At 60.5% G+C, this 26,305-nt stretch carries 17 protein-coding genes and 1 tRNA gene; 11 read left to right on the top strand and 7 right to left on the bottom strand.

Annotation, left to right across the window (positions count from 1 at the left end; translation table 11 throughout):
- Positions 1 to 127 precede the first annotated feature (127 nt).
- Entirely contained in the window at positions 128 to 3,172 is a 3,045-nt protein-coding gene (locus tag ACQRCA_RS04880) for an insulinase family protein (protein WP_427719143.1), read from the bottom strand.
- 576 nt (positions 3,173 to 3,748) lie between these two features.
- Between ACQRCA_RS04880 and ACQRCA_RS04875 the strand changes: the two genes are divergently transcribed.
- The gene (locus tag ACQRCA_RS04875) at positions 3,749 to 5,215 is read left to right on the top strand and encodes an ATP-binding protein (RefSeq protein WP_427719141.1); all 1,467 of its coding nucleotides are present in this window, start codon (positions 3,749 to 3,751) and stop codon (positions 5,213 to 5,215) included.
- A gap of 100 nt (positions 5,216 to 5,315) precedes the next feature.
- Here ACQRCA_RS04875 and ACQRCA_RS04870 read toward each other — a convergent pair whose 3' ends face one another.
- Positions 5,316 to 5,807: a hypothetical protein gene (locus ACQRCA_RS04870; RefSeq protein WP_427719138.1), complete on the bottom strand. Its 492-nt coding sequence runs from the start codon at positions 5,805 to 5,807 to the stop codon at positions 5,316 to 5,318.
- Between the two features lie 125 nt (positions 5,808 to 5,932).
- On the bottom strand, positions 5,933 to 7,195 hold the full coding sequence (dcm, locus tag ACQRCA_RS04865; protein WP_427719136.1) for a DNA (cytosine-5-)-methyltransferase: 1,263 nt from the start codon (positions 7,193 to 7,195) through the stop codon (positions 5,933 to 5,935).
- A gap of 148 nt (positions 7,196 to 7,343) precedes the next feature.
- On the opposite strand from dcm, the gene ACQRCA_RS04860 reads away from it, so the two are divergent.
- Positions 7,344 to 8,849, top strand: coding sequence for a Sau3AI family type II restriction endonuclease (locus tag ACQRCA_RS04860; protein ID WP_427719133.1), 1,506 nt, complete (start codon positions 7,344 to 7,346; stop codon positions 8,847 to 8,849).
- Positions 8,850 to 8,904: 55 nt separating this feature from the next.
- Here the strand turns inward: ACQRCA_RS04860 and ACQRCA_RS04855 are convergent, their stop codons facing one another.
- Positions 8,905 to 9,591: a DUF5710 domain-containing protein gene (locus ACQRCA_RS04855; RefSeq protein ID WP_427719131.1), complete on the bottom strand. Its 687-nt coding sequence runs from the start codon at positions 9,589 to 9,591 to the stop codon at positions 8,905 to 8,907.
- A 387-nt stretch (positions 9,592 to 9,978) separates the two neighbouring features.
- Between ACQRCA_RS04855 and ACQRCA_RS04850 the strand changes: the two genes are divergently transcribed.
- Positions 9,979 to 10,992: a hypothetical protein gene (locus ACQRCA_RS04850; RefSeq protein WP_427719129.1), complete on the top strand. Its 1,014-nt coding sequence runs from the start codon at positions 9,979 to 9,981 to the stop codon at positions 10,990 to 10,992.
- 587 nt (positions 10,993 to 11,579) lie between these two features.
- Here the strand turns inward: ACQRCA_RS04850 and ACQRCA_RS04845 are convergent.
- Positions 11,580 to 11,654, bottom strand: a tRNA-Val gene (locus ACQRCA_RS04845).
- A gap of 290 nt (positions 11,655 to 11,944) precedes the next feature.
- On the opposite strand from ACQRCA_RS04845, the gene ACQRCA_RS04840 reads away from it, so the two are divergent.
- Both ACQRCA_RS04840 and glmM read left to right on the top strand, forming a co-directional pair.
- Positions 11,945 to 12,967, top strand: a complete 1,023-nt coding sequence (locus ACQRCA_RS04840; RefSeq protein WP_427719126.1) for a DMT family transporter — start codon at positions 11,945 to 11,947, stop codon at positions 12,965 to 12,967.
- A gap of 82 nt (positions 12,968 to 13,049) precedes the next feature.
- Positions 13,050 to 14,381, top strand: a complete 1,332-nt coding sequence (glmM, locus tag ACQRCA_RS04835) for a phosphoglucosamine mutase (RefSeq protein ID WP_427719124.1) — start codon at positions 13,050 to 13,052, stop codon at positions 14,379 to 14,381.
- Between the two features lie 205 nt (positions 14,382 to 14,586).
- Here glmM and ACQRCA_RS04830 read toward each other — a convergent pair whose 3' ends face one another.
- On the bottom strand, positions 14,587 to 16,161 hold the full coding sequence (locus ACQRCA_RS04830; RefSeq protein ID WP_427719121.1) for a carboxypeptidase M32: 1,575 nt from the start codon (positions 16,159 to 16,161) through the stop codon (positions 14,587 to 14,589).
- Between the two features lie 505 nt (positions 16,162 to 16,666).
- Here ACQRCA_RS04830 and pheS point away from each other — a divergent pair.
- From pheS to ACQRCA_RS04800, 6 genes are all read left to right on the top strand, one after another.
- Positions 16,667 to 17,743 (top strand): phenylalanine--tRNA ligase subunit alpha, encoded by a 1,077-nt coding sequence (gene pheS / locus ACQRCA_RS04825; protein WP_427719118.1) that lies wholly within the window; start codon positions 16,667 to 16,669, stop codon positions 17,741 to 17,743.
- A gap of 181 nt (positions 17,744 to 17,924) precedes the next feature.
- Positions 17,925 to 20,378 (top strand): phenylalanine--tRNA ligase subunit beta, encoded by a 2,454-nt coding sequence (gene pheT, locus ACQRCA_RS04820; protein WP_427719115.1) that lies wholly within the window; start codon positions 17,925 to 17,927, stop codon positions 20,376 to 20,378.
- Between the two features lie 246 nt (positions 20,379 to 20,624).
- The gene (gene cbiM, locus ACQRCA_RS04815; RefSeq protein WP_427719113.1) at positions 20,625 to 21,710 is read left to right on the top strand and encodes a cobalt transporter CbiM; all 1,086 of its coding nucleotides are present in this window, start codon (positions 20,625 to 20,627) and stop codon (positions 21,708 to 21,710) included.
- Positions 21,688 to 22,524 carry an energy-coupling factor transporter transmembrane component T family protein gene (locus ACQRCA_RS04810; protein WP_427719111.1) on the top strand — a complete coding sequence of 279 codons (837 nt, stop codon included), beginning with the start codon at positions 21,688 to 21,690 and terminating at the stop codon, positions 22,522 to 22,524. The genes cbiM and ACQRCA_RS04810 overlap by 23 nt, the downstream gene beginning before the upstream one ends.
- A 44-nt stretch (positions 22,525 to 22,568) precedes the next feature.
- Positions 22,569 to 23,339 (top strand): energy-coupling factor ABC transporter ATP-binding protein, encoded by a 771-nt coding sequence (locus ACQRCA_RS04805; protein WP_427719108.1) that lies wholly within the window; start codon positions 22,569 to 22,571, stop codon positions 23,337 to 23,339.
- 79 nt (positions 23,340 to 23,418) lie between these two features.
- Entirely contained in the window at positions 23,419 to 24,267 is an 849-nt protein-coding gene (locus tag ACQRCA_RS04800; RefSeq protein WP_427719106.1) for a hypothetical protein, read from the top strand.
- Between the two features lie 203 nt (positions 24,268 to 24,470).
- Here ACQRCA_RS04800 and pyk read toward each other — a convergent pair whose 3' ends face one another.
- Positions 24,471 to 25,931: a pyruvate kinase gene (gene pyk, locus ACQRCA_RS04795; protein WP_427719104.1), complete on the bottom strand. Its 1,461-nt coding sequence runs from the start codon at positions 25,929 to 25,931 to the stop codon at positions 24,471 to 24,473.
- Between the last annotated feature and the right edge of the window lie 374 nt (positions 25,932 to 26,305).

Below are 26,305 nucleotides of genomic sequence, written 5' to 3'. Positions count from 1 at the left end.
AATATTGCCGCCTAGATGTTACAGATTTAGACAAACTGGTGTGACGGGCTGAGCTGCCCCGCCCAAGCAGCGGCAAAAGAAAAGGTAGATTTTCAGGCATGTCCCAAAAATCTACCTTTGCTGTGCGCTAGCCCAGCAGGTCGATGACGTTGAAGCCGGCGTTGCTCTTGGCGATGACGTCTCGGCCGCCAAAGACGCAGGTGGGCGAGACGGCTGCGATGCGCGTCACGTCGGCGCCGAGCGAGCGCAGCTCACCGGGCGTGGCGGCGAGCATCTGGGCGCGGCGCTCCTCGCGTGCATGCGGATCGAGTCCGGCCAAGTAGGTCGTGTTGCGGCGTTTGGTGAGCGCGTACGGCTTCACCGGCGCATCCATGCCGCTCACGCAGCTTACGATAAAGCCCTCAAAGGCTGCCTCGTCGGGCTCAAAACCGCCGAGCCATTCGCCTGCGCGCGCCACGCGCTCAATCGAGGGGTCGATTGCCGGGTCGCGGTAGGTGTAGAACGCCGCCTGACGCTCGCCTGCCGCGCGGAATCCGCAGCCGTACGCCCCGCCCTTCACGCGGATCTCGTTCCACAGGTAGTCGTAGGAGAGCGCGTTGGCGGCAACCGTCCAGGCGCCCGTCACGTCAATGCCCAGGCGACGCGGGTCGCATGCGCTTGCCGCAAAGCAAATGTCGCTGGGGATGACGAAAGCCTCGTGGCGGTCGCACGGCGTCGGCACCACGAGCGTGTCGCGGCCGGCAACAGCACCGTCGCCCGCGCCCAACCCCAGGTCGCCCGCGGCGGCCCAGTACGTGTCAAAGTCCTCATCGCTGCCGGTAAAGCTCGCCAGACAACCATCGGACACAAAGATGCGGCCTGCCAGCTCGGCAAGCTTGGCGCGCAGGTCGTCCAGGCGCTCGTCAAAGTGGTCGAGCAGATCGCGCAGGAACAGGTAGAAGTCCACGCCCGAAAGCTGCTCGCGCACCACGGCCGAAGGCGAGCTGTAGCTCATCGCGCGACCAAGCGCCGCCGAGTGTCCGTTGTTAATAAAGCCCTGCTCAAGCCCAATGCGAATCTGCGTGAGCACGTCGCGCACGCGGTCGGCTTCGGCATCGAGCAACAGCGTGCTCGACCACACCTCGCGCGGCAGGCTCGCCAGCGCATCGATCTTCTCGGACAGGGCGCCGGCGCTCACCAGCAGGTAGGGGCGCACGCCGTCCACGTCGGGCTGCGTCATGACCTCGGTCGTAAAGCTCAAAAAGCCCAGCTTGCCAGCGATGAGGTTGTCGAGCTCCTCGGCCGAGTGCTCGCTCGTGGGCAGCTGTTTGAGCAGGCGGCAGAGCAGGGTCACATAGGGCAGGTCCTCAAACGCGACGCAGCTCAGGTCGAAATACTGCATGGCGTAGGCCAGACGGTTGGTGGGGATGCCGTGGCGCAGGCAGGGGATAGGCGCAGTCGTATCCACGACCAGCGGCGGCTCGGAGCGCGCCTCGCCAATGTCGGAAACGTGCAGGCGCGGCAGCGTGGCCTTGGCCTCGGGCGTGTCCTCGGCTTCCTGCGCGGCACGCAGCGCGGCTGTGCGCTCGACCACATCGGCCAGCTCGGCATCGGTCATGGTATCGCGCTTGGCTGCCAGCTCGGCGGCCTCGTCACTCTCCGCACCCTCGGCGGCATCCACCGGCACCAGCTCGACCAGCGCCATGTGGTCGTTTTCCAGCACGAGCTCGCGCAGCAGGTCCTTAAAATAGCTGCCGTCCAGCTCGCCGCGCAGCTCCTCGTACACCGGGCCGTACTTGAGCGCCAGCGTCGCGGCGTCGTCATCGTAGAGCCAGGTGCTCAGCGCGTCGCACGCAATGGCCACGCCGTCGACGATACCGTAGTCGCGCTGGCGCAGGTCGTATTCGTTGCTGCTGATGATGGCCTCTAGGCGCTCGCGCGGAACGCCGTGCTCGCACAGCTCGCGGCAGGCGTCCTGGAACACGCGGCGCAGCTCGCGCGCCACGCCGGGCTGCGCGTTTTGCAGCATGATGAGCTCGTAGGGCTGCAGGCTCTCGGCCGCGGTGTAGCTCACCACGTTGCCGCCCAGACCGGCGGCAAGAATGGCCTTCTTAACCGGTGCCTCGTTGGAACCCAGCAGTGCCTCGAACAGGATGTCCGCCGCGATCGTGCGCTTGCGGTCGAGCGCGCTGCCCAGCACAAGACCCAGGCCCACCAGGGCGTTCTCGGGCGTGGTGGCCATCTCGACGCGCTTGTACTCGCAGGTCACGGGCGCCTGCACGACCAGCGGATTGGGCGCCAGCGTGGACGGGTCCTCGCCGGCGGCGACGGCTGCGTCCATGCGGCGACTCGCGGCACTCGGCTGCGACAGATAGCGCTCGTCCAAAAAGGCCAGTGCACGGTCCACATCCAGGTCGCCGTAGAGCGTGATGTAGGAGTTGGAAGGATTGTAGTGGCGCGCGTGCGTGTCCAGGAACTGCTCGTAGGTGAGCGCAGGAATCGCGCGCGGGTCGCCGCCGCTCTCGTGCGCATAGGCGGTGTCGGGATAAAGCGCGGCGTTGACGGCATCGTCCAGCACGCTCATGGGGTCGGACAGCGCGCCCTTCATCTCATTGAAAACCACGCCGTTATAGCGTAGGGTTCCCTCGCGCAGGCTTGCGGAACTGCCGTTGCCCTCGCCCTCGGCGCCCTTCGGCAGGTCCAGCTCGTAGTGCCAGCCCTCCTGCTCAAAAATGGTGGGTTTGGTATAGATGGCCGGGTTGAACACCGCGTCCAGGTACACGTCCATCAGGTTGTACAGATCCTGCTCGTTGGTGGTGGCGACAGGGTAGATGGTCTTGTCGGGGTAGGTCATGGCGTTGAGGAACGTCTGCATGGAGCTCTTGATCAGGTCGACGAACGGCTCCTTGACGGGAAACTTGGCCGATCCGCACAGCACCGAGTGCTCGAGGATATGGAACACGCCGGTGGAATCAGCCGGCGGCGTCTTAAAGCCAATGGCAAAAGCCTTGTTTTCGTCGTCGCACGCCAGGTACAGCAGGCGAGCGCCCGAGGCGGTGTGGCGCAGCACGTAGGCGTCCGAGTCGAGCTCGGGCACGGTCTCGCAGCGCTCGACGGCAAAGCCGTGACAGGTGGTGCCGGGCACCAGCAGCGCGGCGGCAGCGGCGCGCGGGTCGGTTGAGGTGGTGGACATATGCAGTCTCCTTTGACGCCCCAGCGGGGACGAATCGAGTCGAATCCTCGAGAGTATACCCATATGAGGCCGCGGCTCTGCGGCGAACTGGAGACGATGCCAGCGGATTGGACAAAGGCCCTGCGTGACCGCCGCGCGGGCGTGGAAACTTGGACGCCTATCGAATGAGAGTGGATTTTCGGACGGAATCAGCCTCAAAACGTCCAAAAACCGTCCAAATATCCACCCTCATTTCCCGACCGTCCAAAATCCACGCTCATCCGCCGCCCGCGCATCTCTCATCTCTCATCTCTCATTCGTCACTAATACGAGAGATAACAGAAAGACGAGAGATGAATATGAGAGATAACTGAGCAGCAAAGAGACAAGAAATCACGGTATTGTCTCAATACTGATTGTTCTACCAGCAAAAACATGTTTAAATGAAACAGATGGTAGATATCTTATCTCTCATCTTTCACTCATCTCTAATACGAGAGATAACAGAGAGACAAGAGATAATTACGAGAGATAACTGAGAGACGAAGGAAATCTATTCGCGGCATTCTCCGCCGGACCGAGCGAAAGGACGTGCAGATGAACGAGAACGAGCTGATCGGTCTGCTCGAGTCTTTAAGGCGCATGGGCTCGGACGATCTTAGCGTCGAGGTCAAGGAGAGCGCCACGACGCTTTCTCGCGATGTATGGGAAACGGTTAGCGCATTCGCGAATACCGCCGGCGGAATTATCGTGCTCGGCGTGAGCGAGCGCGCGGGCTTTGTCCCGGTTGAGGACTTTGAGACCGAGAAGGTGCTCAACCAATTCGTGGCGGGCATGGGTGATGCCGGCGGTCGCGGAAAACTGGCCAATCCGCCCAAATACACTATTGAGCGCGTGGAGCTTCGGGGCACCGTGGTTCTCGTTATCACGATTGAGGAGCTCGACCCGTCGAGCAAGCCCTGCTATGTAATAGAACGCGGCGCCCAGGGCGGCAGTTACAAGCGCATTGATGACAAAGACGTGCCACTTTCATCGACCGAGGTTTTGGCACTGTCGTCATACGAGCGGACGAGTCCTAGCGATCGCGATGCAGTGCCCGGCGCGGTTGCAGGCGATCTTGACGAGGCACTGGTCGATCGCACGATAGAGCGTGCTTTCTCGCTGACACCTCGGGCAATGCGCGGCGCGCCGGACAAGAAAACGAAGCTGGAGCGCCTAAATTTCCTTGATTCCCAGGGCAATGTCACCAAGGCTGGACTCCTAGTTGCGGGCACCTACCCTCAGCAGTTTTATCCCAAGCTCTTTATCGACATGGCTGTCTATGCGGGAACTCAGAAGGGCACTGCGGGGCCACTAAGGTTCATGGACCGTACGATCTGCGAGGGAACGTTGGGCGAAATGATCTCGGATGCCGTCGCGGCAGTCGCCAAGAATTTGCGGCGAACCTCGACGATCCAAGGCGTCTCGCGTGTCGACTCGCTGGAGATTCCCGAGGAGGTCCTGCGTGAGGCAATCGCCAACGCCGTAATCCACCGAGAATACGGAGATCGGTTCTGTGGGCAGTCGGTCGCTGTTGACGTCTTTGATGACCGTATCGAAGTGACGAATCCTGGCGGCCTTTACGGGGGAAAGACTCGCGAGAACTTGTTTGACGGCAGCTCCCGATGCCGTAACGCGACGCTCGTGAAACTCATGTCGATTGTCCCGCTGCCGGATGGCGCAGGTTCGCCGGCTGAGGGCAATGGCTCGGGCATCCCGATGATGATCGATGCCATGCGCGCGCATGGTCTGGCCGAGCCCCTGTTCTGCCCGGGGTTCGATCGGTTCAAGGTCGTACTTTACCGTTCAAAGATCGAGCCGGTCGATCATGGCGGGGGCTTAATTGTGACGGCACTCAAACACTACGGCGAGCTGGGGACGCGTGAGCTGGCAGAACGCACGGGGCTTACGATTTCCCAGGTTAGGTCGCGCGTCAACGCGCTCATTGCTCAAGGCGAGCTTGAGCCCACGGCGCCGGCGACGAGCCGCAACCGCAAGTATCGACTGTCAGAGCGCGTGGAATAAATGCGCCAGCGGACGAGGTGACCCAATAATCGACTCTCGATTGGCGCCCGCTAAGGTAAGGCGGTTGTTGCCCAGTCGACGGCGAAGTTAAAAATCCGGCTTACGCTGGCATAGTCCCGAACCCATCCATCAAGAACAGCCTAAGAACCAGCTTGATGGCATATCCCGGTTTGACTTCAGCCGCGCCAAAGACGTGGCGCTCGGCGAGCTCGCTGCAGTATGCGTAGATGTCGCGGATAAGGTCCGCGCCCGAAAGCGTAAACATGTAGCCCGCGTCCGAAAGCGCATTGGGCGCGGCGGGCAACTTGGCCATGTGGCAGAACGTCTGCAGGTCGGGCGCCATAACATTCTGGTAGTCGAGGTGGCCGCTGGCATCCTGTGCGGCAAGCTCCAATTGGCGCACAGAATCCAGCGCCGCCGCTAACACAAAGCTCGGCGTAGGCGCATTGACGTCCTGAGTGGTCGCCACAAGCCTGCCCGCCGCCTGCGTGACAAGCCAAGCGACCTCGCGCTGGCAGCGCACGGCCTTGCGCGTAACCGGCTTGATGGACGAAGAAGAAACGCTTCCCTTAGGCGGATTCGAAGCAGCCATAAGACCCTCCCATGAACAATCCGGCCCAATAAGCCCGGATGAAACACGTGCTACATCAGTATACAGGGGAGTGGGATGGAAAAACGGAGCCGACAGCGTGAGCTGCCGGCTCCGGATTGCTTGCCTTAGAGGCCGTACACTTCGACCATAGCTTCACCAATACGGTGGGGCACGCCGGTGACGAGTGCGTTGCCCATGCAGAAGGCTCGATGGCCGTCAGTCATGCCCGTATCGGTCCAGCCTTTCGGGAATCCCTGAAGCTGATCGAGCTCGTCGGGAACAAGACGGCGGAAACGGCCATCGGGACATTCGATGACGTGCTTGAAACGGCTCGCTCCCGTGCCGCCTTCTCCTGTGAGGATGGTGCGGCTCGGCTTGTCGGTGGCATCCGGGAAGCTCATGGCTCCCTCGGAATACGTGTACGTAAAGCCTGTCTTTTTGTTAGTGCGCTCTTCGCGCTTGCTGCCCTTAAGGTAGCGCCAGTCGGGAAGCTTTTCGTCGGAGATGTAGAACTGCTCCGGGACATCAGCCTCGTCGACAAGCACGTCGCCAAGCACGTGGCGCTCACCGTGATAGTCTTCGGCAAAGTCGCAGGTCAGAACATGACAGCCCTGCATGACGCCGGCATTCTTGAATTGAGAGGTCTTTTGGCCGACGCCAAAACGAGTTGAGTTCTCGTAGGGGTCGGGTAAAACGTCGAGCTCGGACATCTCGTCGGGATAGATGGCGGGGAAGGCTTTAGCCATGACGCCGTTGTGCATGCGATCAACGAGATCAACCCTGCCAGCGTCCTTTTCGCAGAAGATATAAACGCGCTTGCGACGCTGGGGGAAACCGTATTCGGCAGAGTTGACCACGCGCCATTCGACCGTGTAGTCGAGGTCGGCAAGACAGCTTAGGATAATGGCGAAGTCGCGACCGCGTTGAGACGCGGGCGATTTGAGCAGGCGGTCGACGTTTTCGAAGAGGCCGAACTTGGGTTCCTTCATCTCGAGGAAGTGATAGATGTCCCACCAGAGGACACCCTTCTTGCCCTCGATGCCGTGCGCCTGATTGAGAGGACGCGCGACAGAGTAGTCTTGGCAGGGAAAGCCACCGACGACCATTTGCACATCGGGGATTTTAATTTCGCCGGCTTCAGCCTGCTCCAAGACCTTATTGATATCTTCGTTGACAACGGAATCTTCGCCAAAGCGGTCCATGTAACAACGTGCCGCAAACTGACGCGCCTTGGTTCCGGGCGGTTCCCACTGATTTGCCCAAATGGTGCGGAAGGGGCCGGCTGGTTTCATATAGAAATTGGGATAACGAGGGTCGGCATAGCCTTCGAGGCCCAGACGAAATCCGCCGACGCCAGCAAAAAGCTCGGCGATTTTGACCTCTGACATACTCACTCCCCCAAATCGCTGCAAATGCAAAGATCAAGGGTACAGAAATCGGGTTGCAAATGGACGATCCCCAGGGGATCTTCACGGTATAACCCGAATTTACAGTAGCATACATATTAGATCGTGTCTTATTTCGAGAGGATTTGCCATGTCCAAGAAGCACCTCGATTTCAAGCGCATGCTTGACGATACTGATTTTTCTGACCCCTCAAGCATCGAGCGCTATGCTGCCAATCTCGACGGGATGACGTTTCGCGATATTCTTGAGCTTGGCATTGCTCCGGAGGGGGAGAGCGCGCCCAAGGACTTTGGGTCCAAGAAGTACAAGGGCGGTATGGGAACCCTGATCGAGGAGCGTTACTTTGGCTACAAGGCCAACAGCGACGACCGGCCGGACTTTCCCGAGGCTGGTGTCGAGCTCAAGGCAACGTGTTTTGACGTACTTAAAGACGGTCGTAAATCTGCCGGTGAACGTCTTGTCTTGACGATGATTCCCTACGACCGTCCCGTTTCGCTCGACTACGACAGCTCGCATCTCAAGACCAAGCTCAGCAATATCCTGCTGATTTACTACGGCCGCGATCGCTCTATCGACAAATACGACCAGCGCATTGAGCGTGCGGTCATGGTTCGACTGCCCGAAGAGGATATGAAAATCATTCGCGCCGACTACGAGAAGATCATTTCTTATATTCAGGATGGCCGTGCGGACGAGCTTTCAGAAGGCATGACAACTTATCTGGGTGCTTGCACGAAGGGCGCAACTGAGGCCACGATGTGGGCGGACCAGTATTATGAATACTTCAATACCGATACGGGTGAGATTGAGCACCATCGCGCAAAGCGTCGCGCCTTTTCCCTCAAGCGCTCGTATATGGACTATGTGCTCCACACTTATGTCCTCGGTGCTCCGCGAGTCGGGGAGAGCATTGTTCAGGACGATGGCAAGTCTATCGATTTCGAAAGTTACGTAACTGGACTTATCGAGCAACACTATGGCGAAACTGATCGCCAGATTGCGGAGCAATACGGGTTGGAGTACACGGGCAATAAGGCGCAGTGGACAACGCTCGTCTATCGTATGCTCGGAATCAAAAACAATGCTGCCGAGGAATTCGTCAAGGCAGGCATTTCCGTTCGAACTGTTCGAGTTAACAACAGGGGGCACATCGAGCAGGCTATGTCGTTCCCGCCGTTTGAGTTCAAGCGTTTGATCGAGGAAGACTGGGAAACGTCGCCTTTTCATGTGTGCCTTGAGACCAATCGTTTCTTCTTCGTTGTGTTTCGCGAGGACCACGATGGCGTGCTGCGTCTCGACCGTTGTTTGTTCTGGGCTATGGGAGAAAACGAAATCGAAGGCCCTGCGAAAGCTTGTTGGGATGAGACGCGAAAGGTGATACGTGAGGGCATTGAGCTCAATCCATATCGGGATGCGAGCGGAAAGCTCAAAGTGACTAACAATCTGCCCGGTATGGCGGACAACCCAATTGTTCACGTTCGTCCACATACGTCAAAAGCGGCTTACAAGTTTGCCGATGGAACAGAGGTCGGTGACATCGCAAGGAATGCTTACGAACTGCCCGACGGGCGCTGGATGACGAAGCAATCGTTCTGGTTCAACAAGGGCTACCTGGAGCATATTCTGGGGCTGTAGCGTTTCGAGATCATTTAACAATCAGCCCCTGCTCCTTGATACCTCGATGTCGTCTCTACAAATAAACCCCCTCACCGAGCTTCTTGTGGAACTTGGCGTGATGGTCGCGTGCCCAGGTAAAGAGTGCCTGGTCAAAATTGGTATGCGTGGCCGGGACGCCAAAGACGCCGGCAACTTCGACGCGCACAAACTCCAGTGCCGGCAGCTTGTTGATGGCAGTGAGGGCAAACGGGGACGTGGGTTCTTCGAACAGATAGCGGCTGCCTTGCAGCGCGGCGCAACTGGTGCACGTGTTGCCGAGTGACGGGGCTTTGGAGGCTCGCGCGCCTACGGGCTTGTAGCCACAGCGCTTAGAAAGATAGTCGCGGATCTCGCCCGGCACGCAGCCAAGAGCGGGAACAATGGCGAGTGCGTTGGCATTGGTCGTGTCGATGGCAATGTGCCCGGCCTTGTTGGGTGCGTGCGCGATGGCGATGCCCTCGCTGTCATCGGCTCGATAGGGAATGCCGAAGGCCGCGACCGAGGTCTCTTTGTGGCATTTCCAGCACTCGCGCTTGCCCAGTACTAGATATATATACGGCGCAGAGGGGTCGGATCGGTCAACACCGGGCAGCCACTCGGCAAAGGGCTCGGGATTGACGCCGCTGGGTACATACCAGATCTTCTTGGTCCGGTCCCATTTGGCGCCCAGCGCCTTGGCTTCTTCTTTGCGCGAAAAGGGAACATCGAGCTCGGTGCGCATGGTGGCTCCTTGGTGCTGCAGGTGTAAGTGGCTCAAGGATACCGCAGGGTGTGGACGTTGTGGCGTTTTGCCGAGAAGCCGCGGTGCGGACTGGTTGGTTACGCCTTGGATAAACTGGCAAGTAGATGGTCGGCTTTTGGCCAGTTGGGCGGCAACCTTGCCAAAAACTTGACGGATTGCGGTTTGGGCATCGTCGAATGAACACTTTGGCGCACCTCGGCGAAAAAACCGCCGGTCGTTTGTCGGAAACTTAGCAGAACCGCCATCCGCCGCCGGCGTGCGTGCTATCTTCGCGCCATGAGGTACTTTATCGTTTCACATAACGCCGCATTGGCGCTGTTGGCGCACATGCCGAACCCTCGCTTTGGGGATTCGGAGCCAGAGGTCGTGTCGATTGCAGGTGCCTGTGCGCTCTTGGACCAAGAAGCGCAGGAGGTTATCGATCGCTATGACCTGGGGATCGAAACGCTGGATTTGCTGGTGCCGTCGCGCGCCGGCCGTCGGCAGAGCAAGCATGTTAAGACGCATCTGTGCACCAACGAGCTCCCGGCGGGTTCGTTTATCTCGCTGGGCCACTGGATGGGCGACCTTGATGCGTATGTGTGCTCTCCCGAGCTGGCGTTTTTGCAGGCTGTGCACGATGGCGATATGGCAGCGGCCGTCTATGCCGGCTATGCGATGACATCGGATTACCGGCTGGATAACCTTGCTCCCGGTGGGGTAACAGGCAGGGATGCGGGCATGCGCGATAGCAGGCTCACGACTAAGGAGCTCATCGCGGCGTATATCGAGAAGTCACCCAAGGTGAGGGGTATCGCGAAGGCAAAGGCGCTGCTTGCATATGTGATCGAGGGGTCGCGCTCTCCGAGGGAGTCGGGGCTCTGCATGTTTATGTCGCTGCCTGCGCGCTACGGCGGGTATGCATTGGGCAAGGCCGAACTTAACAAGAAGGTCTTCATTCGCGATGGATACAATGACGGACGCGATCACAAGCTTCGCGTGTTGGAGCGCACACCCGACATAACGCTTACGGCTAAAGTCGAGGTGGGCATGGATAAAGTAAAGGCCGGGCTGCTGCCAGAGGTGCTGACCGCGATGGTCGATTACGATAGCGATGCCATTCATGACGGACGCGAGAAGATTTACAAGGATGCCGAGCGCCGCAACGAGTTGGAGCTGTTGAGCGGCGTGGCACACTTCACCGTGACGACTGAGCAGGCAAATGACTACGACAAGCTCATCCGGCTGTGCGAACGTATCCGACGGAAGCTGCACCGGAACAAGCGACCCATTTTTAACAAGCCCATGAGCGAGGAGCAGCGATACTTTGCCCTCAAGCGCGTCGAAGCGAAGCGGTTTAAGCTTTGGCAGGCCGTAATCGAGGCGCGTCAACATTGGTAGGGGCGGTTGCTGGGCATGGGACCAAGGGTCTCATTGTCAGGTCTAATACTTTTCCCGAGAAGTGAACGAGTCAAAACGGACCCCCGAAACATCGACACTTTTGGTGGCTTATTTCCTGCGGTTTTATCATTGGAATCCTGCGGTTTTGGCTGTAAAAAGTGTGGATGCTTCGGGGGTCCAAATAAGGTCGTTTACTTCTCGGGAAAAGTATTAGACCTGATTATGGGAAGGCTGTCCGGATGTGGTCGCGAGGCTTGCGAAGGCCAGATCGGGGCAGTCGCCAAGGCTGTTTGGGTAATTTTGGGGCTGATTGGGGCGGTCGCCAAGGCTGTTTGGGTGATTTTGGGGCTGATTGGGGCGGTCGCCGGGGTTGTCTGGGCGACTTTGGGTGTGGCAGGGGTAATTGTCGGCGATACCGAAGCAACTTGGGGTCTGCCGGGATGATTGCCGGTTATGTAGAGGCGGTATCAGCCTCGATTGGGATGGTTATTGGAGCTGCCGAAGCGGTTTTGGGTGCCACGGCGCCCTTTTGGCTTAGCACATAAAACAAAACAGCCCAGAGGCATAGCCTCTGGGCTGCGAACATTTGGTGGGCGTTAGAAGATTTGAACTTCTGACCTCTTCCGTGTCAGGGAAGCGCTCTCCCCCTGAGCTAAACGCCCGATCAAGGGTGCGCAAGTGCGCAAGGGATAATATAACGGAGCTTGAACTCGGTGGCAAGAATATTTTTTAAAATCGCTAACGTTGTGGAATCAAAGGGCTTTGTCGCGCCCATTTTAAAAGAGCTCGCTGCCGCGATTTGGCTATCGCATAATGCAAAGCCGTTGCGATGCCGAACCATGGAAGAGACGTCTGCGGAATTGTCCTACCGATAAGCGGACAAGCCCCCAGCTGGTGCCTTCGCCGTGGTAAGGTAAGCCGAATTGTTTCCAGGCTGTTTCGGGGGAGCGGGATGAGCAAAGAGCGTGTCGAGCAGGTCGAAGGCGCAGGGACTTCGGTGCCGATGACCGATATATCGAACATTGATGTGCCCGAGGGCACCGATGAGCTCAGCCGCAGCACCCGCCGTGCATGGCGCGACCGCCTCAACGACGCCCAGACGCGCAAGATGGCCCTGGGTGTGCTTGCCGCGGCTGCCGGCGGAACGTTCTGGGGATTTTCTGGCACCTGCGCCAGCTACCTCTTCGATGTTTGCCATATCGAGACGTTTTGGCTCATGAGCATGCGCCAGGTTTGCGCCGGCCTGCTCTTTATGGTCGTCGTGCTCAACAAGGATCGCGACCGCTTGGTTAAACTGTGGACTACCCCCGCCGACCGCAAGCAGCTCATCCTGTTTACGATTTTTGGCTTGCTGTTCAACCAGATTTGCTATCTGTCTGCCGTGCGCCTAACCAACGCGGGCACGGCGACGGTGTTCCAGTGCCTGCAGCTGGTGGTCGTCATGGGGTATGCCTGCGTTGCCACGCATCGACTTCCGCGCACGCGCGAGACGCTTGGTGTTTTGCTCGCCTTGGGCGGAACGTTTCTTATCGCCACAGGCGGCGACCCCAGTACGCTGAGCATTTCGCCGATGGGCCTGCTCGCGGGCCTTTTGTGCGCCGTGGGCGGTGCCTGCATGGCAATTATTCCGGCCGGAATCCTCAAGGAATACGGCAGCTCGGTTGTCACGGGCTCAGCCATGCTTTCGGCAGGAATCGTGCTGAGCATTTTCACCCAGCCGTGGGCACACATGCCGGCGCTCGAGCCTTCGGGTGTCGGCGCGCTCGCGGTGTTCATCGTGATTGGGTCGTTTTTTGCCTATATGTTCTATATGCAGGGCGTTAAGGAGATCGGCTCGGTTCGTGCGAGCCTTATCGGAACCATGGAGCCGGTTTCGGCTACCATCACCAGCGCTCTCATGCTGGGGACGGTATTTTTGCCCACCGACCTGGCGGGTTTTGCCATGATTATCGCGATGGTGTTTTTGACGGTGTAGCCCCCGCGGTTGCTATTAAAGGATAATGGGCTGGCGGCGCGTTGCTTTGGCGGCGCGCCTTTGTCTATAGAGAGGACCTCTTATGAAGTACTTTGGCACCGACGGATTTCGCGGCGAGGCCAACGTTGGGCTGACCGTGGAGCACGCGTACAAGATCGGCCGCTTTGTGGGTTGGTATTACGGCGCCAGGCGCGGGGCCAAGGCGCGCGTGATCGTGGGTAAGGACACGCGTCGCTCGAGCTATATGTTCGAGGCGGCGCTGGTGAGCGGTCTGGTTGCGAGCGGCGCAGACGCATATATGCTGCACGTGATTCCAACGCCGGGCGTGGCGCATCAGACCGTGGAGGGCTGCTTCGATTGCGGCATCATGATCAGCGCGAGCCACAACCCGTTTTGCGATAACGGCATTAAGCTGGTCAACAGCGACGGCTTTAAGATGGACGAGGACGTGCTGGAGCTCATCGAGGACTACATCGATGGCAAGAGCGAGGTGCCGCTGGCCACGGGCAACCACATTGGCGCCACGGTTGACTACATGCAGGGCCGCAACCGCTACATTGCCTCGCTCATTGCAAGCGCGAACTTTTCGCTGCAGGGCGTCAAGATTGGCATTGACTGCGCCAACGGCTCGGCGTCCTCTGTCGCCAAGCCGGTGTTCGATGCGCTCGGCGCCGATGTGCGCGTGATTAACGCCGCGCCCGATGGCTTTAACATCAATGTGGACTGTGGCTCCACGCATATGGAGCGCCTGCAGCGCCACGTGGTGGAGCAGGGCCTGGACGTGGGCTTTGCCTACGACGGCGATGCCGACCGCTGCCTGGCCGTGGACGAGCGCGGCCGCGTGGTCGACGGCGACCAGATTCTGTACGTGTGCGGCGTGTATCTTAACAAGCACGGGCGCCTCTCGGGCGGTACCGTGGTGCCGACGATCGCCAGCAACTTTGGCCTGATTAAGTCGCTGGAGCTTGCCGGCCTGAGTGCCGTGACCAGCGGCGTGGGCGACCGCCACGTGTATGCCAAGATGCGCGAGGGCGGCTACAGCCTGGGTGGCGAGCAGACGGGCCATACGATCTTTGGCGATATCGAGCGTACGGGCGACGGCATTATGACCTCGCTGCGCGTGATGGAAGTGATTCGCGCCGAGCGCGAGACGCTCTCGCAGCTCACGGCTCCGTGCAAGCTGCTGCCGCAAGCGCAGGTTGCCGTGCGCGTGGCCGACAAGGATGCCGCGCTCGAGAACATGGGCGTGCAGAATGCGATCGCCGAGGCCGAGGACGCGCTGGCGGGCGAGGGCCGCGTGCTCGTGCGCAAGAGCGGAACCGAGTCGGTGATTCGCGTGCTGGCCGAGGCTCCGGACCAATCGGCCGCCGACGCCGCCATGAAGCGCATCGCCGCTGCACTCGAAGCTCTGTAGTTACGCGGTTTTACCAAACCGCGTAACTGCTCGACGCTGCAAACGACCCCAAGCGGCAATCTGACGTTCAATTTCAAGGGCGCGACCAGAAGGTTAGCGCCCTTTCATTTCACGTCACCTTGCTCGCTTGGGGCCGTTTTCGCTGACGTTGCCAAGACATCGACGTCAACATGGTTGGCGTTGGCGATGGCGTGCTGGTCAATCCTTACAGCTGGTACAGCGTGGTGAACTTGTCCTGCAGGTAGCTGCAGTAGTAGCGGGCATCGAATGCCATACCGCACGCGCCCTTGATGAGCTCCGGCGCGTCCTTGGCGCGGCCCCACTGCCAAATGTGCTCGCCCAGCCAAGCACGGACGGGTGTCAGGTCGCCGCTCGCACAGGCGCCGTTAAGGTCGACACCGTCGCGGCACATGGCCGGCACAAACATGGCATCGTAGGCGCTGCCCAGCGCATACGTGGGGAAGTAGCCAAACGAGCCGCCGCTCCAGTGCGTATCCTGCAGGCAGCCGCGCGTGTCGTCGGGAACAGGAATACCCAGGTACTCGTCCATAAAGCGATTCCAAAGCGCGGGGATGTCCTTGGCCGTGGCCTCGCCGGCAAACAGCATGCGCTCAATCTCGTAGCGCACCATAATATGCAGCGGGTAGGTGAGCTCGTCTGCCTCGGTACGGATCAGCGACGGCTGAGCGATGTTCACGGCGTGGTAGAGCGTGTCCTCGTCCACGTTGCCGTAGACCTCGGGCGCGTGACGGCGCAGCACTTCGAGCAGCGGGCCCATAAAAGCGCGACTGCGCCCTACGGTGTTCTCGAAAAAGCGGCTCTGGCTCTCGTGAATGCCCATGGAGGTGCCGCCCTCCAGACACGTACGCGCGTAAGCGGGATTGACGCCCAGCTCGTACATGGCGTGCCCCGCCTCGTGGATGATGCTATAGACGTTGGAGATGCAGTCGTTCTCGTAGATGTGCGTGGCGATGCGCGCGTCGCCCACCGAGAAGCCCTCGCTAAACGGGTGCTCGGTAAAGGCGAGCGTGGTGTCGTCCAGGTTAAGGCCGACGAGCTTCATCAGGTCGAAGCTCATGGCGCGCTGGGCGGCCTCGGGCACGCGGGCATGCAAAAAGTCGGCAGTAGGCTGCTGTCCGCGCTCGCCGATGGCGTGAACGAGCGGCACGACGGTGGCCTTGACCTCGTCACAAAACGCATCGAAGCTCTTGGCGGAAAGGCCGCGTTCGTACTGGTCGAGCCAAACATCGTATGGGTCGCGCTTGGGGTCCATGAGCTCGGCCTGATGCTTGAGCTGGGCGACGATTCTATCCACGTAGGGCTCAAAGCTCGCCCAGTCGTTGGCCGTCTTGGCCTTGTGCCACACGGCGTCGGCCTCGCAGGTGAGCCTGGTCCAGGCCTCGGCCTCCTCAGTAGGGATAACGCTGGCCTCGCGCTGGTCGCGGCCGAGCACACGGATCTCGTCGAGCAGCTGCGGGTCGTCGATCTTGCCGCCGGCGACGGTCTCGTGTGCCAGCGAGCCTACAAGCTCGACGGACTTTTTGCTGGTCAGGAGCTTGTGATGTTCGCCGGCAAGGGTGCCCATAGCATCGGCGCGGGCCGCAGCGCCGTTGGCGGGGGCAATCGTCGCGCCATCGAACTCGGTAATCTTGAGCAGGTACTCGCGGGTCCATAGTTTGCCTTCGAGCTTGCGGAGCTTCTTGATGCCCTTGCCCGCCTTGGCGTTCTTAGAGGCCTTGGCCACGGCGGCCTTGGCCTTCTTATCGAGTTTCTTTCCCATACCTATATCCTTGATCTCGCAGACCGGACGCCACGGGTGGGCGTGCGGCCAGTTTGCACAGCTACCTGCCTTGTACCCAGTGCGAACAAAACGGAACGCGGCGATATGCTCGCAGAATGTGTTATCCTATAGCCCAATGCGTTGACGGAGAGGGTTTTGCCCGCCGCGTCGCCGGCAAGAGAGGGAAGGTCATGGGCTGCAAGCCTTCCTGCGGTGGCAAGGGCCAAGCGTTCACTCCCGAGCAGCAACCTCAACGGGCGCGCGGCCAGCGGCGGCGAAGCCCCAGTAGGGAAGCCGTGAGCCTCGCGATAAGGGGCACAGAGTGGGCACGGCGGGCCAGACATCCGCCGGGTCAAACAAGGTGGTACCGCGGAATTCAACCGTCCTTGGGCAATGCACATGCCCGAGGACGGTTTTTTGTTACCGAACCGGGCCGCGTTTTTGCAACGCCAGACGGCGGCAGTCGTCCTGGCGAGCGGGGAACGCGAGAGACGAAAGGGAAGACATGAGTCTGATTGATGATCTGGTCAAACTCGAGGAAGAGGCCAAGGAGCTCGTCGCAGGCGCCGACGACGCCGCCAAGCTCGAGGCTGCGCGCGTTGAGCTGCTCGGCCGCAAGGGTCGTATTACCGGCCTGATGCGCATGATGGGCAGGCTCGCCCCCGAGGATCGCCCCGTGATGGGCAAGCGCGCCAACGAGATGCGCCAGCTGATCGAGGGCATGCTCGACGAGCGCACCACCGAGATGAAGGCCGCCGCCCTCAAGCACGCACTGGAGCACGAGGCCGTCGACATCACGCTGCCGGGCATTCGTCCGCAGATCGGCCACCAGCACCTGATCAAGCAGATCATCGAGGAGGCCGAGGACATTTTTAGCGGTATCGGCTACACCGTCGAGTCCGGTCCCATGGTCGACACCTCCTACTACAACTTCACCGCGCTCAACGCCCCCATGGATCACCCGAGCCGCTCGGCCCGCGACACCTTCTATGTGGTCGACAACAACCCCGGCAGCGTCGCGCACCCCGAGGCGCATGCCCACGGCGAGTCCGACGTGCTGCTGCGCACCCAGACCTCGGGCGTGCAGATTCACACCATGGAGTCGCAGAAGCCGCCCATCTACATGATCTGCCCGGGCACCGTCTACCGTCCCGACACGGCCGACGCCTGTCACCTGCCGCAGTTCAACCAGATCGAGGGCCTGGTCGTCGACGAGGGCATCACCTTTGGCGATCTTAAGGGCACGCTCGACTACTTTGTTAAGTGCATGTTTGGCGAGGACCGCAAGACGCGTTACCGCCCGCATTTCTTCCCCTTCACCGAGCCTTCCTGCGAGGTGGACGTGAGCTGCCACGTCTGCGGCGGCAAGGGCTGCAACTTCTGCAAGCACAGCGGCTGGATCGAGATCTTGGGCTGCGGCATGGTCGACCCCAACGTCCTGATCAACTGCGGCATCGACCCCGAGAAGTACACCGGCTTCGCCTTTGGCATTGGCGCCGAGCGCGTCGCTGCCCTGCGCTACGACCTGCCCGACCTCAGAACGCTCATGACAGGCGATATGCGTTTCCTGAATCAGTTTTAAGTTGACCTGTCCCGGCGGCTTTCCGAGCCACCGCACCTTGCCCCTCAAACCGTCGCTTGCGTACCCAAGTACGCGGCGCTCCTCTTTCGGGGCAATCTGCGGCACCTCGGAAACCCGTCTCCGTAGCTGGAGTTTTCCGTCTGTTTATTGCAGGCGTTACAGATGAAAGGAGACCAGTTAGATGCGTGTTTCTTACGACTGGCTCAAGACCATGATCGATATTCCGGAGGATCCCAAGACCCTTTCGGACGAATATATCCGTACCGGCACCGAGGTCGAGGCGATCGACACCGTGGGCGAGTCCTTCGACCACGTGGTGACTGCCAAGGTACTCACCAAGACCCCGCACCCCGATAGCGACCACATGTATGTGTGCTCGGTCGACGTGGGTGACAAGAACCTCGACGCCGACGGCAATCCCGCCCCGCTGCAGATCGTCTGCGGCGCGCAGAACTTTGAGGCCGGCGACCACATCGTCACGGCAATGATCGGCGCCGTGCTTCCCGGCGACGTCAAGATCAAGAAGAGCAAGCTTCGCGGCGTCGTGTCCATGGGCATGAACTGCTCCGCGCGCGAGCTCGGCCTGGGCGGCGACCACTCCGGTATCATGATCCTGCCCGAGGATACGCCCTGCGGCATGCCGTTTGCCGAGTATGTGGGCTCGAGTGATACCGTGCTCGACTGCGAGATCACGCCCAACCGCCCCGACTGCCTGTCTATGATCGGCATGGCCCGTGAGACCGGTGCCATCTTCGACCGCGATTTCCACGTTGAGCTGCCCGCCATCAAGGCGGAGACCGGCCGCGCGACCGACGACGAGCTTTCGGTCGAGATCGCCGACGAGGGCCTGTGCGACCGCTATGTCGCCCGCATCGTGCGCAACGTGAAGGTCGGCCCGTCGCCCGACTGGATGGTCAAGCGCCTTAACGCCCTGGGCGTGCGCCCGCACAACAACATTGTCGACATCACCAACTATGTGATGATGCTCACCGGTCAGCCGCTGCACGCTTTTGACCTGGACACCTTTGCCGAGCGCGAGGGTAGGCGCCGCGTGGTGGTTCGCGCCGCCCAGCAGGACGAGAAATTCACGACCCTTGACGGCGAGGAGCGCACGCTCGACGCCGGCATGGGCCTCATTACCGACGGCGAGCGTCCCGTGGCGCTGGCCGGCGTTATGGGCGGCATGGATTCCGAGATCGAGGACGACACCGTCGACGTGATGGTCGAGAGCGCCTGCTTCGACGCCGGCCGCACCTCGCACACCAGCCGCGACCTGTCGCTGATCTCCGACGCCTCCATCCGCTTTGAGCGCCAGGTCGATGAGACCGGCTGCGTGGATGTGGCCAATGTTGCCTGCGCGCTCATCGAGGAGATCGCCGGCGGCGAGGTCGCTCCCGGCTACGTGGATGTGTTCCCCTCGCCCAAGACCATCGACAGCATTAAGCTGCGTTTGGCCCGCGTGCACGCCATCTGCGGCGCCGACATCGAGCCCGATTTTATCGAGCGCTCGCTCACCCGCCTGGGCTGCACCGTCGAGCGCGACGGCGAGGACTTTATGGTTACCCCGCCGAGTTTCCGCCCCGACCTGCCGCGCGAGATCGACCTGATCGAGGAGGTCCTGCGCCTGTGGGGCATGGGCCGCGTGACGGCGACCATCCCGGCTGCCAAGAACCACATCGGTGGCCTGACCCGCGAGCAGAAGCTTACCCGCAAGGTCGGCGAGATCCTGCGCGCCTGCGGCCTCAACGAGACCACGACCTTTGGCTTTGCCGCCCCGGGCGACCTGGAGAAGATCGGCATGTCCACCGAGGGCCGCGGCTGCCCCGTGGTACTTATGAACCCGCTGGTGGCCGAGCAGACCGAGATGCGCCGCTCGCTGCTGCCGGGCCTGCTGCAGTCTGTGGCGTATAACGAGGCCCATGGCACGCCCAACGTGCACCTGTACGAGGTCGGCAGCCTGTTCCACGGCCGCGAGAACGCCAGCCTGCCCAAGGAGACTAAGTCCGTGGCGGGCGTGCTCTCGGGCCAGTGGAGCGAGCAGTCTTGGAACATGAAGTACCGCAAGCTGCGTTTCTTCTTTGGCAAGGGCATCGTCGAGGAGCTGCTCGCCCAGCTGCGCATCGAGAAGGTTCGCTTCCGTCCCGTCGAGGGCGAGGGCTATGCCTTCTTGCAGCCGGGCCGTGCCGCCGAGGTTCTGTCTGGCGGCACCGTGCTGGGCTGGGTCGGCGAGATCCACCCCGAGGCGCGCGAGGCCATGGGTATCGACGAGGTCGTCGTTGCCTTTGAGCTCGACCTGGACAAGCTGATCAAGGGCGCCCGCAACCAGGAGAACTACCGCGAGTTCTCGCAGTACCCGGCTGTTGAGCACGACCTGGCTATCGTGGTCGACAACTCCGTGACTTGCGAGGACCTTGAGCGCCGCATTACCAGCGCCGGCGGCAAGCTGCTCGAGGGCGTGCGTCTGTTCGACGTCTACCGCGATCCGGTCCGCGTGGGCGTGGGCAAGAAGTCCATGGCCTTTGCGCTTACGTATCGCTCCGACGACCACACGCTTACCAGCGAAGAGGTCGAAAAAGCGCACCAGAAAATCGTCACCAAGGTGTGCAAGGGCGTAAACGGCGAGGTCCGCGGCTAGGTCCTGCACTGGGGTATGGGTCAGCGGTGGCTGCTGCCGAGCCTTACGTGACTGCTATCCTCGGTATAAGGCGCTGCTGAGCCTGCATATATGACACGCGCATTGCATAACGGCGTGCTGCTTTGTCGGCAGTGCGCCGTTTTGCTATGATAGCCCGTGGCGTGTTACGAATCTGACAATACGTAACACTGGCAAGGTGATTTAAGCGGCGTTGCAATTCCGTGCGCCGATAACCGGGAGGCGTACATGCACATTCCAGATAATTATCTGTCCCCGCAGACCGATGTCGTCATGGCAGTGGCGATGGTGCCCGTTTGGGTTCACTGCATCAAAAAGGTGCGCGCCACGCTCGACCGCGAGCACATGGCGTTCCTGGGTATCTGCGCCGCGTTCTCCTTTTTGCTCATGATGTTCAACGTGCCGCTGCCCGGCGGTACCACGGGTCACGCCGTCGGCGGCGCGCTCATCGCGCTGCTGCTGGGCCCGGAGGCCGCGGCCATCGCGGTTTCGGTCGCGCTGGCGCTGCAGGCGCTGCTGTTTGGCGACGGCGGCATCCTGTCCTTTGGCGCCAACTGCTTTAACATGGCCTTCGTGCTGCCGTTTGCCGCCGCTATCGTGTTCCGTGCGCTCAACAGCCGTTTGCACGACAAGAGCTGGGGCACCTCGGTTTCGGCCGTCGTAAGCGGTTGGGTCGGCCTGTGCCTGGCGGCCCTGTGCACGGCGATCGAGTTTGGTATTCAGCCGATGTTCTTTACCAACGCTTCGGGCGCTCCGCTGTACTGCCCCTTCCCGCTCTCTATTGCCATTCCGGCCATGATGATCCCGCACATGTTGGTAGCCGGCGTGGTCGAGGGCGTGGCGACGGCTGCGATCTACGGTTTCATTAAGAAGACGGCGCCGAGCGTTATCGTCGGGCCCGAGGCCGCCGATGGCCAGCTTGCTGCCGAGGGCGCTGCTGCCAAGAAGACCTCTCTGGTCCCCACGCTCATCCTGGTCGCCGTGCTTGTCGTGGCTACACCGCTCGGCTTGCTTGCCACGGGTGACGCCTGGGGCGAGTGGGACGCTGAGGGCGCCGCGACCGCCGTTCAGGAGGCTGGTGACGACAGTCTGCAGACTTCGGTCGGTCTCGATACCCCGACCTTTGCCGATGCCCTGCCCACGGGCGATTATCTGCAGGCCTATTCCGAGGAGCAGGGCCTTGGCTTTGCCGGCCAGGCCGCGATGTATATTCTTTCGGGCGTGATTGGCGTGGCGGTGCTCACCATCGCATTCCGTCTGGTCTCGCTAACGGTCAAGGAAAGCGGTGCTCATGACAATAGCCGAGCTGCCTAGCTGGCTTGCGGTCGAGCAGCGATACGAGCCCGCGGGGGCTCGGCATCGTGTGATGCAAAAGAATGTCCTGCACCTGGCGAGCCTGCTTGAGCGGGTTCGCCTAGGTGGCGGCGTGCATAAGGGCGGGTCGATTATCGACCGCGCCCTATCTTCCGTTTCGGCGCCAGTGCGTTTGGTGGGGATGTTCGTCTGCGTCCTGTGCGTATGCCTGACGCAGAGCCTGCTGTACTTGATGCTGATGACAGCGATCGCGTTGGTGCTCGTTGCGGTGCGCCCCGTACACGGGCTGCACGCGACCTTTGTGCCGGCGTTGGCTGCCGCGGGGTTTGCCGTGGTTTTGGCGCTGCCCGCCCTGCTGCTGGGTGCTTCTGCCACGGGCTCCATGCTCAAGATTGCGCTCAAGACATTCATTAACGTGACGCTGGTGCTGGGCGTTTCGTGGACGCTTACCTGGAGTCGCATGTCGGCGGCGCTTAAGATGCTGCACCTGCCCGACGAGGTTATCTTTACGTTTGATATGGCGCTCAAACACATCGAGGTGCTGGGCCGCACGGCGCACGACCTGTGCGAATCGGTCATGCTGCGCAGCGTGGGCCGCGCGCCTGCAGGATTTTCGCGTACCGATTCGATCGCGGGTATCATGGGCATGACCTTTATCAAGGCGATGGAATGCAGCCGCGCGATGGACGAGGCTATGCTTTGCCGCGGTTTTGCCGGCGCATATCCGGCGCCTGCACGGAACGGATTTGGCTGGCGCGACGCGGTCTATGCGGCCGTTGTGGTGCTGCTCGCCGTGTTGTGCGCGGTGCTGTAGCGCGGGCGGTCAAGCCGTCGATGTGAATAGGGAAGGGCGACGTTTTGGTAAACGATACAAATGGTGCGATGGGTGCGAGCGGTGCTGCCGGCGCCAAGGTCACGCCGCTCATCGAGTTTCGCGACGTGGTGTTTTCCTATGCGGGCCATACGGTGGTCGATGGCGTGTCGCTGCAGGTTAATCGTGGTGAGCTGGTTGCGCTGCTTGGACCCAACGGCTGCGGCAAGACGACGATCATGCGGCTTATCAACGGCCTTGAGCTTGCGGATGCGGGTACGTACCTGTTTGATGGACATGTGGTCGATGCGGCATATCTCAAGGATTCCGCGACGGCCCAGCGGTTCCATCAGCGCGTGGGCTTCGTGTTCCAAAACGCCGATGCACAGCTCTTTTGCGCCACGGTCGGCGAGGAGGTCGCGTTTGGCCCGGCTCAAATGGGGCTTTCGGCGGACGAGCTCGGGCGCCGCGTCCGTGATGCCATGGAGCTGTTTCAGGTTGCCGATCTGGTCGATGCCTCGCCCTATCAGCTTTCGGGTGGGCAAAAGAAGCGTGTGGCGCTGGCTGCCGTCGTGTCGATGAACCCCGATATTCTGGTGCTCGACGAGCCTACCAACGGACTTGACGAGGACTCTTGCGACATCGTGGTCCACTTTCTACTGGCTTATGTTGCTGCCGGTAAGACGGTCTTGATGAGCACGCATCATCAGGATTTAGTACGACGTCTTGGGGCCCGTGCGATTTATATCGATCGATATCACCACGTGGTCGAGGCTCCCGTGCCGTCATATGGAACCGAAAACGGTGCAGCAGAATAGTTGCCGCATAGTGGGGTTGCGGCCGCGCGCGTGACTTGCTGCGAATGGTATAGTTATCCGGGTTTTTACGGGGGTAGCTATGCCAAGTTGGAATATTCATATCGCTCAGACGGAACGACTTCTGGCGCGTGCCGGTGCGCTTGCCGATAACGTTCGCGACCGCAATGCCTTTTTGTTTGGCAGCGTGGTTCCGGACATTTTTGTGGGCTACATGGTTCCCGGTATTGCCGACCCCATCCCGTATCGCATCACGCACTTTGCCAAGCCCGAGCCCATTCCTAAGCCACGCGAGCATGAGTTTTGGGACACCTATGTGGCGCCGTTGCTTAAAGGCGCGCCGGCGGGTGCGCCGGCTGCAGCGACCTCGATTGTCGAAGAGCGTGAAAGGCTCAATCGGGTGCACTATCCGCAGCGCTACAAAGACGCCGAGCCGGTTGACGGCCCCGGCGCCGCCGAGTTTTCGCTCGCGCCCGATGACGTGGCGCAGTCGCTGCTCGATTTGACGCTGGGCGTTTGGTCGCATCTGGTGGCCGATACCGTGTGGAACACGCGCGTGAACCAATATCTCGAGGCGCGCGGCGGCAAGCCGTGCGAGGAGTTCCGCATTAAGAAGCAGGGAGACTTTGACTGGTTTGGCAAGACGCTCGGCATCGTTTCTATCCCGCGTGCGACCGATCGCCTCTATACCGCGGCGGCCCAGTTTGGTCAGTATTCGATTCCACAAGAGTATGTGCTCAAGACCATTGGCGTTATGCACGAGATTGTGCGCGAAAACCCCGGCGATCCGGATCATCCGCCGTACCGTCTGCTGACCGAAGAGTTCTTTGACGTAACGTTTACCGAGGTCGTCGAGCTAACCGAGGCGGGTTTTGCCGCCCGCGTTGCCGCTTCTGACGTCCCCGCAGCCCCTCTGATCGCTAGCTGCTAGCCGGCTGACTTCGCGGTGAACAGTTCATCCCAATTGACCAACAGCTCCCCGTCGCAGGGCGTCTTTAGTGGTGCGCTCGGCATCGGAAAGGTTCGCGACTGAACACAAATCGATGAAGCGGCATATGAAGTAGGTCTTAAAAAGGGCCCGGAAGGCAAAGCCTTCCGGGCCCTTTTTAATGCAAATGTGCTTGCAAGTGCGATTTAGCGCACCTGAGCGACGTAGGCGACGTTGGTCGAGGAGACCTTGTCCTCAAGCTGGACGCTCATACGGGGATCGCCGGCGGTAGCGACGGTCAAATCGCCGGCCTCGACGTAGCCGAGCTCCTTAGCGGTCTCGATCGCCTTGACGATCGTGCCGTTGACGGTACCCTGGGTAATCTCGGCCTTGTGCGGGATAACGCCCCAGTACATGATCATCTGCTGGACGGCCCACTCGTGGCGGGAGAACGCGCAGATCGGCATGTTGGGACGGAAGTGCGAGATCAGGCGAGCGGTACGGCCGGTGGTCGTCGGCACGGTGATGCACTTGGCGCCAACGGTGGTGGCCATGTTCACAGCGGACATACCCACAACGTTGTTGACGACGCGGGTGCCGTGAGCATCGGTCGGAACCTCGAGCGGAGCGTGAGCCGGGAGGTACTTCTCGGTCTCGAGAGCGATGCTGGCCTGCATCTTGACGGCCTCGACCGGGTACTTACCGGCAGCGGACTCGCCGGACAGCATGACGGCGTCGGTACCGTCGTAAATGGCGTTAGCAACGTCGGCAACCTCGGCGCGCGTCGGGCGCGGGTTCTGCTGCATGGAGTCGAGCATCTGCGTAGCGGTGATAACGGGCTTGTAGGCCGCGTTGCACTTGGCGATGATCTCCTTCTGGATGTGCGGAACGAGCTCGGGCTTGATCTCGATGCCCAGGTCGCCACGGGCGACCATGATGCCGTCGGAAGCCTCGAGGATCTCATCGAAGTTCTCGACGCCCAGGGCGCACTCGATCTTCGGGAAGATCGTCACGTGCTCGCCGCCGTTCTCGCGGCAAAGCTCGCGGATGCCGCGGACAGACTCGCCGTCACGGATGAAGGAAGCGGCGATGTAGTCGATGTTCTCGGTCAGGCCAAAGAGGATGTCCTGACGATCGCGCTCGGTGATGGCGGGCAGCGAGATGTTGACGTTGGGCATGTTGACGCCCTTGCGCTCGCCGATCAGGCCGTCGTTCTTGACGACGCAGGTCATGTCCTGGCCGTCGACGGACTCGACCTCGAGAGCAACCAGGCCGTCATCGATCAGGATGAGGGAGCCCTTCTCGACCTCGGAGGGCAGAGCCAGGTAGTCGAGGGAGATGTGCTCAGCGGTGCCGTGGAAATCCTCGGACGTGGGCTGAGCGGTGACGACGATCTTGTCGCCGGTCTTGACGGCAACCTTCTTGCCGTCGACCAGAAGACCGGTGCGGACCTCGGGGCCCTTGGTGTCGAGCAGGATGCCGACGGGCATACCGAGCTCCTTGGAAATACGACGGACGCGCTCGATGCGACCGTGGTGCTCGTCGTAGGAGCCGTGCGAGAAGTTAAAACGGGCGACGTTCATGCCCGCCTTGATCATCTCGCGGATGGTCTCGTCGCTATCGCAGGCGGGACCCATGGTGCATACAATCTTAGTGCGCTTGTACATTCAGACCTCCATCTGACATCGTCTTGCGCCGATAGATAAACCATAAGAAATAAAACTGAGTTGATTATAACGAAATACCGACCGAATACCCCAAAAAATCGACCGTATGCCGAATTAGAAGTTCATTTTTTAAGGAAAAAACGGTATATGAAAAAACTTTACCAACCGCTCTAACCGCTGCTATCTGGGCGATATTTTAGTTTGGCGACGCGCCTAAGAAAAAACGTTTTATCAGTATTGAGCATCACACGGTCCGCATCGTTGCATACGGACCATATTTCCAAATGGATTGTTTTGGCTAGACGCGTCGCTTTGGGGTACCATAGCTCCACTATCAACTGCCGCTCAGCACGGCAGCCTTGATGAGCCCTTGC

Origin of the sequence: Collinsella sp. SGI.095 (genome assembly GCF_050314535.1) — a bacterium.
Classification (GTDB): Bacteria; Actinomycetota; Coriobacteriia; order Coriobacteriales; family Coriobacteriaceae; genus Collinsella.
The sequence above is the reverse complement of the archived record's forward strand: the minus strand, read 5'-3'. Positions and strand labels throughout refer to the sequence as shown.

Bases quoted from the DNA above. Each gene is read 5' to 3' on its own strand.
- ACQRCA_RS04880 (WP_427719143.1), bottom strand. From the start codon at position 3,172: ATGTCCACCACCTCAACCGACCCGCGCGCCGCTGCCGCCGCGCTGCTG.
- glmM (WP_427719124.1), top strand. From the start codon at position 13,050: ATGAAGTACTTTGGCACCGACGGATTTCGCGGCGAGGCCAACGTTGGG.
- dcm (WP_427719136.1), bottom strand. From the start codon at position 7,195: ATGTCAGAGGTCAAAATCGCCGAGCTTTTTGCTGGCGTCGGCGGATTT.
- ACQRCA_RS04870 (WP_427719138.1), bottom strand. From the start codon at position 5,807: ATGGCTGCTTCGAATCCGCCTAAGGGAAGCGTTTCTTCTTCGTCCATC.
- pheS (WP_427719118.1), top strand. From the start codon at position 16,667: ATGAGTCTGATTGATGATCTGGTCAAACTCGAGGAAGAGGCCAAGGAG.
- cbiM (WP_427719113.1), top strand. From the start codon at position 20,625: ATGCACATTCCAGATAATTATCTGTCCCCGCAGACCGATGTCGTCATG.
- ACQRCA_RS04800 (WP_427719106.1), top strand. From the start codon at position 23,419: ATGCCAAGTTGGAATATTCATATCGCTCAGACGGAACGACTTCTGGCG.
- ACQRCA_RS04875 (WP_427719141.1), top strand. From the start codon at position 3,749: ATGAACGAGAACGAGCTGATCGGTCTGCTCGAGTCTTTAAGGCGCATG.
- pyk (WP_427719104.1), bottom strand. From the start codon at position 25,931: ATGTACAAGCGCACTAAGATTGTATGCACCATGGGTCCCGCCTGCGAT.
- ACQRCA_RS04860 (WP_427719133.1), top strand. From the start codon at position 7,344: ATGTCCAAGAAGCACCTCGATTTCAAGCGCATGCTTGACGATACTGAT.
- ACQRCA_RS04830 (WP_427719121.1), bottom strand. From the start codon at position 16,161: ATGGGAAAGAAACTCGATAAGAAGGCCAAGGCCGCCGTGGCCAAGGCC.
- ACQRCA_RS04840 (WP_427719126.1), top strand. From the start codon at position 11,945: ATGAGCAAAGAGCGTGTCGAGCAGGTCGAAGGCGCAGGGACTTCGGTG.
- ACQRCA_RS04810 (WP_427719111.1), top strand. From the start codon at position 21,688: ATGACAATAGCCGAGCTGCCTAGCTGGCTTGCGGTCGAGCAGCGATAC.
- ACQRCA_RS04855 (WP_427719131.1), bottom strand. From the start codon at position 9,591: ATGCGCACCGAGCTCGATGTTCCCTTTTCGCGCAAAGAAGAAGCCAAG.
- pheT (WP_427719115.1), top strand. From the start codon at position 17,925: ATGCGTGTTTCTTACGACTGGCTCAAGACCATGATCGATATTCCGGAG.